The 11,786-nt window shown below is 58.3% G+C and carries 7 protein-coding genes; 1 reads left to right on the top strand and 6 read right to left on the bottom strand.

The genetic code is table 11. The features are described from left to right. Positions 1–80: 80 nt before the first annotated feature. The 6 genes from ACOZK9_RS17720 to ACOZK9_RS17745 all read right to left on the bottom strand — a co-directional run bounded on the left by ACOZK9_RS17720 (position 81) and on the right by ACOZK9_RS17745 (position 9,819). Complete coding sequence (locus ACOZK9_RS17720; RefSeq protein ID WP_058412882.1) at positions 81–365, bottom strand: YceK/YidQ family lipoprotein; 285 nt, start codon at positions 363–365, stop codon at positions 81–83. After that, the gene (gene ubiX / locus ACOZK9_RS17725) at positions 358–987 is read right to left on the bottom strand and encodes a flavin prenyltransferase UbiX (protein WP_421556277.1); all 630 of its coding nucleotides are present in this window, start codon (positions 985–987) and stop codon (positions 358–360) included. The genes ACOZK9_RS17720 and ubiX overlap by 8 nt, the downstream gene beginning before the upstream one ends. Then, entirely contained in the window at positions 984–2,333 is a 1,350-nt protein-coding gene (mpl, locus tag ACOZK9_RS17730) for a UDP-N-acetylmuramate:L-alanyl-gamma-D-glutamyl-meso-diaminopimelate ligase (RefSeq protein ID WP_152749548.1), read from the bottom strand. Before mpl ends, ubiX begins: the two co-directional genes overlap by 4 nt. Positions 2,334–2,419: 86 nt before the next feature. Next, a complete protein-coding gene (locus ACOZK9_RS17735) occupies positions 2,420–6,187 on the bottom strand; it encodes a hypothetical protein (RefSeq protein ID WP_152749550.1) in 3,768 nt (1,255 codons plus the stop codon). Positions 6,188–6,449: 262 nt separating this feature from the next. Beyond that, positions 6,450–7,583 carry a hypothetical protein gene (locus tag ACOZK9_RS17740; RefSeq protein WP_152749552.1) on the bottom strand — a complete coding sequence of 378 codons (1,134 nt, stop codon included), beginning with the start codon at positions 7,581–7,583 and terminating at the stop codon, positions 6,450–6,452. A gap of 325 nt (positions 7,584–7,908) precedes the next feature. After that, positions 7,909–9,819 carry a sigma-54-dependent Fis family transcriptional regulator gene (locus ACOZK9_RS17745; protein WP_421556278.1) on the bottom strand — a complete coding sequence of 637 codons (1,911 nt, stop codon included), beginning with the start codon at positions 9,817–9,819 and terminating at the stop codon, positions 7,909–7,911. A gap of 271 nt (positions 9,820–10,090) precedes the next feature. On the opposite strand from ACOZK9_RS17745, the gene exaC reads away from it, so the two are divergent. After that, positions 10,091–11,611, top strand: coding sequence for an acetaldehyde dehydrogenase ExaC (gene exaC / locus ACOZK9_RS17750; RefSeq protein WP_421556279.1), 1,521 nt, complete (start codon positions 10,091–10,093; stop codon positions 11,609–11,611). Positions 11,612–11,786 lie beyond the last annotated feature (175 nt).

Genomic DNA, 11,786 nt, shown 5'->3' on the forward strand with positions numbered 1-11,786 from the left:
CCCCCCCCCCCCCCCCCCCCCCCCCCCCCCCCCCCCCCCCCCGCTCCCACATTGGTTTTGGGTTGCCTGCGAGGTCGGTGCTACAGACCACCGGTTGCATTGAAGCCCACGCCCAATACCGTCAACGCCGACAGCGGCAACAGCAGTGTGTCGAGCAACGCACTGGCCGGCAGGTCGATGTGCGGGTAGCTCGGCGCTTCAGCGCCAAACCGGTCCTTGGCGCAACAGCCGCCGTTAATCGCATACAAATCCAGCCGCGTACCGGCGTACACCACGGGCGCGCCAGGCTGCGCGGCGTCGAGCGTGCGTGCGGTAGCGCAGCCCGTCAGTTGCAGGGCCAGCAGAACTAACAGCGCCTTATTCATCGCTGCTCAAATGGTGTTCGCCCCAACGCGGCAGCATGTCCTGAGGAATATTCAGCAGGTTGAGAATGCGCGCCACCAAAAAATCCACCAGGTCATCGATGGTCTGCGGCTGGTGATAGAACCCGGGCGATGCCGGCAAGATGGTCACGCCCATGTTCGACAACTTGAGCATGTGCTCCAGGTGAATACTCGAATACGGCGCCTCGCGCGGCACCAGGATCAACTGGCGGCGCTCTTTCAAGGTCACGTCGGCCGCCCGCTCGATCAAGTTGTTGCAGGCGCCAGTGGCAATCGCCGACAAGGTGCCGGTGGAACACGGCACCACCACCATCGCCGCCGGCGCACCGGAGCCCGAGGCCACCGGCGACATCCAGTCTTCTTTACCGTAAACCTTGATCTGCCCCGCCGCCGCACCGGTGTATTCGGTGAGGAAGGCTTGCATCATCTGCACCTTGGGCGGCAACGCCACGTCCGTCTCGGTGGCCATTACCAGTTGTGCGGCCTTGGAGATCAAAAAATGCACCTCGCGTTCCTCGCGCACCAGGCAATCAAGCAGGCGCAGGCCATACGGTGCGCCGGAGGCACCGGTCATCGCCAGGGTCACGCGTTCCGGGCCGCTCATTTCAACGCCTCGGCCAGTTTGCCGTGCAGGCCGCCGAAGCCGCCGTTGCTCATCACCACCACGTGGGTGCCCGGTGCGGCCTTGAGTTTGACGTGTTGAATAATGCCTTCGATGGAATCGCAGACGGTTGAGGGCACAGTGCACAGTGCCGCGATGGACGGCAGGTCCCAGCCAAGGTTGGCGGGCGCATACCAGACCACCTGGTCGGCATCGTTGACGCTTTCCGGCAGGCCATCACGGTGCGCGCCAAGCTTCATCGAGTTTGAGCGCGGCTCGACAATCGCAATGATGTTGGCATCACCGACGCGCTTGCGCAGGCCATCCAGCGTGGTCGCAATCGCCGTTGGGTGGTGGGCGAAGTCGTCGTAAATGGTAATCCCATTCACGTCGGCGACCTTTTCCATCCGGCGCTTCACGCTTTTAAACGCGCTCAACGCGGCAATGCCCATGGCTGGCACCACGCCTACATGCCGCGCGGCCGCCAGGGTGACCAAGGCGTTGGCGACGTTGTGCTGGCCGGTCATGCCCCACTCAACGACGCCTTGGGCTTGCCCTTCAAACAGCACTTCAAATTTAGAGCCGTCTTCGCTGAGCAATTTGACCTGCCACTGCCCGCCCGCGCCGGTAGTTTGCACCGGCGTCCAGCAACCCATGTCGATCACGCGCTGCAACGCAGGCTCGGTGGTTGGGTGGATGACCAGGCCTTCGCTCGCAATGGTGCGCACCAAGTGGTGGAACTGGCGCTCAATCGCCGGCAGATCAGGAAAGATGTCAGCGTGATCGAACTCCAGGTTATTCAGAATCGCCGTGCGCGGGCGGTAGTGGACGAACTTGGAGCGTTTATCAAAAAACGCGCTGTCGTATTCATCCGCCTCGATCACGAAAAACGGCGTTTCACCCAGGCGCGCCGACACCGAGAAGTTTTGCGGCACACCGCCGATCAGGAAGCCCGGGCTCATGCCCGCGTGCTCCAGCACCCACGCCAGCATGCTGCTGGTGGTGGTTTTGCCGTGCGTGCCGGCTACCGCGAGCACCCAGCGACCTTGCAGCACATGGTCTGCCAGCCACTGGGGACCGGAGACATACGGCAAGCCTTTATTGAGTACGTACTCGACCGCAGGATTGCCACGGGACATGGCGTTGCCGATCACCACCAGGTCCGGGACCGGGTCGAATTGCGATGGGTCGTAGCCTTGGGTCAACTCGATACCCTGAGCCTGCAATTGCGTGCTCATGGGCGGATAAACGTTAGCGTCGGAGCCGGTGACATGGTGGCCCAGTTCTTTGGCCAAAACCGCCATCGAACCCATGAAAGTGCCGCAAATACCGAGAATATGAATGTGCATGGTTGACCTCTTGAACATCGAGGCAGGTTAGCGCAGGGAGGGGGAAATCGCACCTATTAAACGGCCTCTTCGCCCAGCGCCACCCCTCATGCCGCCTCGCTGCCAAGCGCCTTCATCTTGCGTAGCGCTTTGTTTACCGCGGCCAATCGTTTCTCTATGGCATTCAATCGATCACGCACCGAATTACTGCTCAACAGGTCAACAGGCGCCGGAATATGGCGCTTGAAAAACACGCTGAGCGCTTGCGCCCCTTCATCGACGTGTTCCTCAAGCGCGCCCAGATCGGCGTCCATTTGATCCAAGTGCTGACTAATGTCGGTTGGCACCTCTTGCGACGCGATGTCAGCGGCTTGCACCTCGACACCTGCCACCTCCGCGAAGTCTTCATTCGCCAGTTGGACGGCCCGCTGAAGTGTCTGAGCGCGGGCAATCCATGTTTGATCGACAATCCTGCCAACACTGTCGGCGGCGTCTAGTTGCTCCGACTCGGTTTGCGGCAGAGAGGGGAGTTGAAACGAACGCTGTACCAGCTTTCGCGGCTGTAAGAGCTGAAACGCCAAGCCAACGCCAGCGTCGAACCCGGCATCGATAGTCGCATTAACAGCAACGTCTGCTGCCTGCTTAAAAAAACCGGAACCCGCATTGGGCGTGAAGCCTTTCAACGGAGCGCCGTAAGGCAACATAGAATGAGCGTCATAGGCGTACCACTTGCCGTTTCGTTGCACTGCTTGAGTAGGAAGCGCCTCGGCTGTTGCGCCCACGGGCCGGTAAATGCCTTCGGCGACGCTGTCTGTTTTGCCTGCACGAGGAATGTCAAAACTACCGCTGTGCCCGCGCGCGTGATGCAACTTATTGAACAAGGGAGAGGCAGACTTAAAGCCGCGCTTGGCAAGCTTGGCCAACTGGAATACCCCACGCCCGATGTCATAAAGGCCCAGCAAGGGGTTAGCCGCTTTAACGCCTGCTGTCACAAACCCCTTCAGAAAACTCATGGTTGACGCGAGCCCCTTGGCTCCTGTCTTGACCGCTAAGGCGCCACCTTTAAAGGCAGGCACGACCAACCCGATAAGATCAAGCAACAAGTAAAGACTCCCTTCCAGCGGTCGACCGTTCTTGAAGCTTTTAACGGCGTCGTAAAAGGGAATGAGACTGCGCAGGAACGCCATGCCGGCTTTGTCCCTTCGCACATCGCGCTCTTGAGTCGTTTCGCCGTAGGATATTTTTTTGGCGTCATTCACACCCCGGCTGAAAAATGCACTGACCACCGAGGCCAACTCGTTGGCCCGCTTCGAGGCAACCATTGCCTCTGACCTGGGATACGGTTCGGTTAATGGCGTTTCCAGTGACTTCGATGGATAAATAGACAACGCGGCGAAGTCGATTTTGTCTTTTTTTGTCCACTCAGCCCTCCGTGCCTGCCACAGGATGGTCACCGTATCTTCTTGCTCGGCGGGCCGTCCGGGACGCTCCATGGAAAAATACAGCCGAGACCCCGGCGTCCAAAGCCCAGGCCTGGAGGGATCCATGTCCTTCAAAATTTTGCCTTTTGAAGGCGAATACAAATAATGACGGCTCTTCGCGCCCATTTCGGCCCTAATGAGAATCGTGCCACTTTCTATATAGTCAACCATCGGATGGCCAGCGCGCACAGGCCCTTTATGACGAGAAGGCGAGCCGAGATCAAAAGTGGTGACTTTACCGCGCTCGATCATCAGCCGATCTTCAACCGGCAACAGCGATAATTGATACTGAAAGCTTGTTTCTACATACTGCTTCACGCCATCGACGTAGGCATCGAACTTCTTATAAAACGTAGTTTTTATATCCGCAAGTTTGGAAAAACCTGCTTGAATATCGGCCGTTGTGAAGTGCTTGTTTGAGGCGGTCCAAGCATGTTTGTATAAATCGCCGGACATATAAATATCCAACAGCGAGTAAGTCCCACGCTTGCGCGAACCTGGCGGAAGATCACCGAGCAGCGTTTTATCTTCAAAGAAACGTTCCATTTTAACGCCGTAGACGCGGCTTAATTCAGCCAATGCCAACGCCCGGCGATTGGGCATGGGGACATCCACCGCGTTGGAGCGTTCCACCAAATTATCGACCTGCTTTTGCAGGGCAATCACCGCGCGATCGATGGTCTCGGCGGCGTAGGCATCGTCACTGCTTTGCTCGATCACCTCATTGGCAATGCCCCAGTCGACCACAGACCTCATTGCCGCGGCCTGCAACTGCGCCTGCCCGACCTCTGTTATGGGCTCCAGGGCATCGCGCTGCATGATGTCAGCATAGGCGTGCCCGGCCGATGCGCCTGGCGTGTCCAATTCGCGGCGCATGACAGCTGAGCTGAACGATGCCCATTGCTGGGAGCCGTAGACCAGTGCAGGAGGCTGGTCTTTGACCAGAAACTCGGGGGCTGACAGCGCCAGCAATTGATAAGCCACCACCTTCGCCAACTGCGGGCCAAACCGGCTTTCCAGGTGCTTTTCAAAACGTTGTTTTATATGTGCCGGCGACAACCCCCAGTTATCTTTCTGGCGCAGGTTATACCCGGCCAGATTGTTGCGTTGCTGGCCTGCCACAGGATCGGCGTCCAAGCCTAATGCTGCGAGCAGCGACTCTTGGGCACTGGTCTGAGTCGGCAGTGCGCCAATCGCCTCCTGCAGCTGTTTACCCAGCGCGCGAGCCTGAGGGGTGCTGATCAATGCCTTGAGAAAAGCCTCGATGTCTTCGCCGGCCCGCGCCGTTACCGATGCAGGGACAGCACGCTGCAGATACTCGATAAGGCTGGGCGCACGCCCTTGGCCATCAAGCGGCACTTGTGTTTGAAGGGCTTTCCAGTCGCTTACGACCTCGCTTATTTTATGTTGATCGGCCTCCCCCAGCGGCATGTCTTTGCTTAACAGCCCGCCATAGTCGCCCTCACTGGGTGCACGCAAAGGCGCCACGGACAATGCACGATGCACGTTGGCAAGTGCGTCCAAAGTGACCGGAACTTGCAAGCCATGACCAATGATCAGTTGCTTCAAGCTGAGGGTCACGGGTTGTTTTTGTTGTGCACTCCACAAGGCGGAATGCGGCGCGACCTCAACAACAATAGCGTCCAAATCCAGTTGCGCATCGGGCTTATCAATCTGCGCCTTCATAGCGCCAAGCACGTTATCCAACTGCTGGGCATCGCCGATCACGCGCAAGACGTTCAGAAGCTTGTCGTTATCGGGCAACGCGTCATGCCCCCTGAAAAGCGGAACACTGCTGAGCTCTTCTGAGCGAATGATTGTTTGTTGCCGCGAGACCGTCGGGGGCTCATGGTAAAAATGCTGAATGACACTGGAATCGACGGTGAAGTTGCCAAACCCGTCGGGCTGATAATCATAGGGGAGGTTAACATTTCCGTAGGGCGCGAGTACTTTGGCGGCGGCCATCAAACTATCAATCAGGTCGTTGCCGCCCGGTAAGTCGGCCAGCTCAGGTGATTGACGATTTAGTCGTGCGCCCCCTTCAAAATGGAGTTCACCCTTGTCAGGATTAATATAAAGGGTTTTTACACTTACCCCAACGAGCGCGGCCAAACGTTTGAGCAAAGGGGAATCGGCGGCTAACTTCAATGCCTCAATCCAATGCCCCAAGGTGGACTCTGGTGGAACGGGTATGCGCTGCGATGTTAAAACAAGTTTAGCGTAGTGTTGTGCCAAACGCGCATCGGCCGCAGCAGTAGACGCCTGCGGGTTCTGCGCAACCGGTAAAGAATGCGTCAACGGGTTAGTTGCCCCTGCGCCCACGTCAGCCGAGGGCTGAGGTGGACGATTAGTCGGCAGTGCACCACGCAGCGAACCAGCACTTTGCACAGTCATGGCTAAGTTTTACCTTTGAGCAGTTCGGTGGTTATCACAGACTGCGATGCAGTTAATAGCGCTCGACGCTAAAATCCGTTGTCAAAAAAAACCAAGACCCACGCTTGTTTATTTGAAAGCGCTGGGCTTGGTCTCGAGGTTAATACAGTCGCTGGCACTTATTCAGTGCCATGCCCACTGCCACCTCGTCGGGACAGCAGTGGTTCATCACAGGAACGGGCAACTGCGCAGGCCGAGTTGCCTCACAGCGCTCATCAGCGCCTTACGCCAGTTCTTCCTCTTGGCTTGTTGCATTTAGTTTATCGATTATCAGGCCTTGCGCCTTATTGAGCGCCGCGAGCCTTCCCTCGAGGGCATCGACCCGAGCACCGAGCCCTGCCAGGCCGTCGGCAGCCTTCTGCTTAGGGAGGAAGGATTTAAAATAAACTTCTTTATCATCAGCCAGCGTTTTGGTGTGTTCCTCGGCAAAATCCAACATGTTCTCGAGTTGTTCCATCCGCTCAAGGGGGGCGCTCGGCCAATATTGACCTGGAATAAAATGCTGCTCGGTCTCTCCGTACCTCAGCGCGATGGATAAATTGGTCACCGTCAGGCTAACGATTTGAGCGTCGTTTAGTCGGGGATAAAGCGCTTGCGCAGCCGCTTCTTCTGCCTCCTTTACGGCGGCTGCCGCATCTCCAGGAGCAGCCGCGGGCAGCTCAACAGTCGACTTCGCAGTCGGCGGCGGTGGCACCAGTGGCGCAGGCAAATAAGACGCTTTGATCGCCTCGCCCACAGCAACAGAACCTGAGTAAGCCGCGACGTTGATCGGTGCAGATACAAGACCGGTAACACCCGCGCTAATGCCCGCATCGCGTGCAATCAAGCCGGCACCGGGCGACTGAGAAATCACGCCCGACTTGATCAATTTTTCAGCATCAGACAACCGCCCAGCCACCTGGGCAACCGTAGCTTTGGGCAGGCTGGCCGGCGGCAGCTCTTTGCCCTGCCACTTAAAGACCCTTGCTTTTAGAGGAGGGGGAAGCATATCCGGGTGCGGCTCATTATTACCCTTTACAGCGCTCGCCTGGTCCCTGGCAACCTTGCCATCTTTATCAAGCGCGCGACCGGTTTTATCTACCAGAAAGCCCTCTTTATTGACCAGTTTTTTATCATTATCAATATAATGCCCTTTATCATCTATAACGCGCCCGAATGTGTTGACCGTACGCCCCTGCGCATCAATCAAGTGCCCATTATCATTCACCGCCCTGCCTTGCGAGTTGATCGTCTGATTTTGAGCATTTATCAGCTGGCCCCTTTCGTTTATTGGCTGACCTTTTGTATTGATCAGTTGCCCCGCATTGTTAATTCTTTGACCTTTGTCGTTGACCGGCTGATTGTGCTTATTAACCAATTTGCCTTGCTGATTGAAATACTGGCCGGAGGGGGCTCTTCTAAGACCCGGGGGCGGCGCAGCCTGGGCAGGCGTCGAAGCGGGCTTTGCCTTTGGTGCTGGGGCGTGGGGAGGCGGTAATGTTACTCTCGGAGATGAAACAGGTTTTATCGCCATTGGAATATTCTCAAGAAGTAAGTTAAATACACACTCCCTGTGCTTCATAACTTACGTGGCCGCCCTTCACTTATCGTTCCATACTCGTGTAAAAATCGTCAGCCCGCCCCGCTCTGGCGCTGAAAAAAATGACGGGGCGGGGCACTGAAGCTGCCCGGATCGGTTGCGCTCAAACCCTCAAATGACGGACCGGCACCAGCCCATGTTTGTGCAACTTTCGGTATAAGGTGTTACGACTGATACCCAATTGCTCGGCCGTACGGGTCATGTGCCAGCGTTGCTGCTCAAGCACACTCAACACTGCCTGGCGTTCGGCGTCAGCCAGTGGCGAAGCCTCAACCACCGCGGCGTGCTGCACACCCGCCTGGCGAATATTGGCGGGTAAATCTTCAACCCCTACAGCGCCCTCATCGGACAGCGCCACTAACGTGCGCAATACGGTACGCAACTGCCTTACGTTGCCCGGCCAGGCATAGCTGAGCAACACCTGACGCGCAGCAACACTTAGAAGCACCGTTTGCCCTGCCGCCTCTTGCGCCAGCAACACATCCAGCAACTGCGATTTGTCACTGCGCTCACGCAGCGCCGGTAAGGCCACTTCCAAACCGTTGAGGCGGTAGTACAAATCTTCACGAAAGCTGCCGGCCTGCACGCGCGCCAGCAAATTGCGGTGGGTAGCGCTGATGATTCTGACGTCCACCGCCCCAGGCTCACCGCCGATGGGTACGACCATACGGTCTTCCAACACGCGTAAAAGACGGGTTTGCAAGGCCATTGGCATGTCGCCGATTTCATCCAGAAACAACGTACCGCCGTCCGCCTGCTGCAGCTTGCCGCGCATGCCCTCCTTGCGGGCGCCGGTAAAGCTGCCGCCGCAATAACCGAATAGCTCGCTTTCGATCAGGCTTTCGGGGATGGCTGCACAGTTCAGCGCAACAAAGGCCTTGCCCGACCGCTGGCTCGCATGGTGCACCGCCTTGGCGAAGACCTCTTTACCGCAGCCGGTTTCGCCATTTATCAGCACCGGCACGTCGCGCTCGAATACTCTCAGCGCCTTGCGAAAAATATCCTGCAACGCCGGATCGCCCAGGCAAATACCTGGCAGACGTGGCGCCTCGGGTTTGGCCAGCGGCGCAGATACACTGCACGCGTGGCCGCGTAGCGCGGCGAACAACTGCCGGCCGTCACGGGTTCGCAACGGCCAACTGGCCGCGGCATTCGCGCTGGCCCGACCGAGCAACTCATCCAGCGAGCACTCGAAAAACGCCTCCACCGGCTGCCCCAGCAAACCGCCGCGAACCTGGCCCAGCAGATTCAACGTACTCTGATTGACCGCGCAGATGCGCCCTTCCCCGTCAAACGCCAGCAGCCCTTCACTGAACAGGCCCACCGACTCAGCCTGCAGGTGAAAACGCAGCAGCCAGTGCTTCTCGAAATGACGCAGGAAGTAACAGCTTTCGATCATCTTCGCCGACAGATTCACCAGCGCCATAGTGTGGAACTGGCTCTGACGCGACACGGCCTCACGCGCCGAGGACACGTCCAGCACCGCCAGCAGTTCCCCATGCGGGTCAAACACCGGGCTCGCCGAACAGGTCAGGCCGGTGTGGCGCCCGCGAAAATGTTCATCACGGTGAATGGTCAAGGACTGACGCTCCACCAGGCAGGTGCCGATACCGTTGGTGCCCTCGCAGGCCTCGCTCCAGTCGGCGCCCAGCCACAGGCCGGCGCGTTCGAAGATCGTGCGCTCGGACGGCGCGGTGACACAGTTGAGAATCACCCCGCGCGCGTCGGTGAGCAGTACCGCATGGCCGGCGCCAGAGAGCTGTTGATGCAGGCTGTTCATCTCGCTGCCGGCGATGTGCAACACGTGTTGCAGGCGTTCGCGGCTCTCCAGCAGGCGGCCGTGTTCGAGCACGGTAGGCGCGATACTCAGCGCCGGGTCGAGGTGATAGTCCTCAAGGCAACGCAGCCAGGAACGGGCGATGGACGGATCGCTGCCGGGGCCGTGGGTGAGGTCTTGCCCGCGCGTGGCGGTCAAGACTTGCTGGGCATGGCGACTGAAATGATCGTTTTGCATGATCTTATTATTCTCGCTGCGTGAGAACAGCCAGCATCCCCCAGCCATAAAACCATTGCAATCGCGGGCGGGCTTACCGGTCACAGGCTGTACCGTTTATGGCACAGACTGTCACTCCCGCTGTATCAGCGGTGTCACAGCAACGCCTTGTAAAAAACTCCAACCCCCCGGTTTACGGGCGCGCGCGGCGGTGGCCCAACCTTTGCTCTACGCTTTATCAGGCGCAACACCGTTGTACTCCAATAAACATAAAAGTCAGGAGATACCCACCATGCGTTACGCACATCCCGGTACGGAAGGCTCGATCGTTTCGTTCAAGGCCAAATACGGCAACTTCATCGGCGGCGAATTTGTCGCGCCGGTGGAGGGCAACTATTTCACCAACACCTCGCCGGTCAACGGCAAGCCTATCGCCGAATTCCCGCGTTCGACGGCCAAAGACATCGACAAAGCCCTCGACGCCGCCCACGCCGCCGCTGACGCCTGGGGCAAGACCTCGGCTCAGGACCGCTCGCTGGTACTGCTGAAAATCGCCGACCGCATCGAGCAGAACCTCGAACTGCTGGCCGTCACCGAAACCTGGGACAACGGCAAGGCCGTGCGTGAAACCCTTAACGCCGACATCCCATTGGCGGCCGACCACTTCCGCTACTTCGCCGGTTGCATCCGCGCTCAAGAAGGCACCAGCGCCGAGATCAACGAACTCACGGCGTCCTATCACTTCCATGAGCCACTGGGCGTGGTCGGCCAGATCATTCCGTGGAACTTCCCGCTGCTGATGGCCGCGTGGAAACTCGCCCCGGCCCTGGCCGCCGGTAACTGCGTGGTGCTCAAACCTGCCGAGCAAACCCCGCTGGGCATCAACGTATTGATGGAGCTGATCGGCGACTTGCTGCCGCCGGGCGTGCTGAACGTGGTGCACGGTTACGGCAAGGAAGCTGGCGAAGCCCTGGCCACCAGCAAGCGCATCGCTAAAATCGCCTTCACCGGCTCCACGCCAGTGGGCTCGCACATCATGCACGCCGCCGCCGAGAACATTATTCCGTCCACCGTTGAGCTGGGCGGCAAGTCGCCGAACATCTTCTTCGCCGACATCATGAACGCCGAACCGTCGTTTATCGAGAAAGCCGCCGAAGGCCTGGTGCTGGCGTTCTTCAACCAGGGCGAAGTGTGCACCTGCCCGTCGCGCGCGCTGGTGGAAGAATCGATTTACGACGATTTCATGAAAGTGGTGATGAAGAAGGTCGAGCAGATCAAACGCGGCGACCCGCTGGACACCGACACCATGGTCGGCGCCCAAGCGTCCGAGCAGCAATTCGACAAAATCCTGTCTTACCTGGAAATCGCCAAGGGCGAAGGCGCGCAGTTGCTGACCGGCGGCAAGGTCGAGAAGCTCACCGGCGACATGGCTGGCGGCTATTACATCCAGCCGACACTGCTCAAGGGCACCAATCAAATGCGCGTGTTCCAGGAAGAAATCTTCGGCCCGGTGGTGAGCATCACCACCTTCAAGGACGAAGCCGAGGCGCTGACGATTGCCAACGACACCGAGTTCGGCCTCGGCGCCGGCGTGTGGACCCGCGACATCAACCGCGCCTACCGCATGGGGCGCGCGATCAAGGCGGGCCGCGTGTGGACCAACTGCTACCACCTGTACCCGGCGCATGCCGCGTTCGGCGGTTACAAAAAGTCCGGTGTGGGCCGTGAGACGCACAAGATGATGTTGGATCATTACCAGCAGACCAAGAACTTGCTGGTGAGCTACGACATTAACCCGCTGGGATTCTTCTAACCCTTCAACAGCCGCCCCACTCCCGCGTTAAAAATACAATTAAATGTGGGAGGGGGCTTGCTCCCGATGGCAGTGCATCAGCCACTTCATCGTTTACTGAAACACCGCTTTCGCGAGCAAGCCCGCTCCCACACTTAACGCTTCACAGTCTTTAAATAAAACAATAAGAATGGAC

It is taken from the genome of Pseudomonas kitaguniensis (genome assembly GCF_049199985.1).
GTDB classification, from domain to species: domain Bacteria; phylum Pseudomonadota; class Gammaproteobacteria; order Pseudomonadales; family Pseudomonadaceae; genus Aquipseudomonas; species Aquipseudomonas kitaguniensis.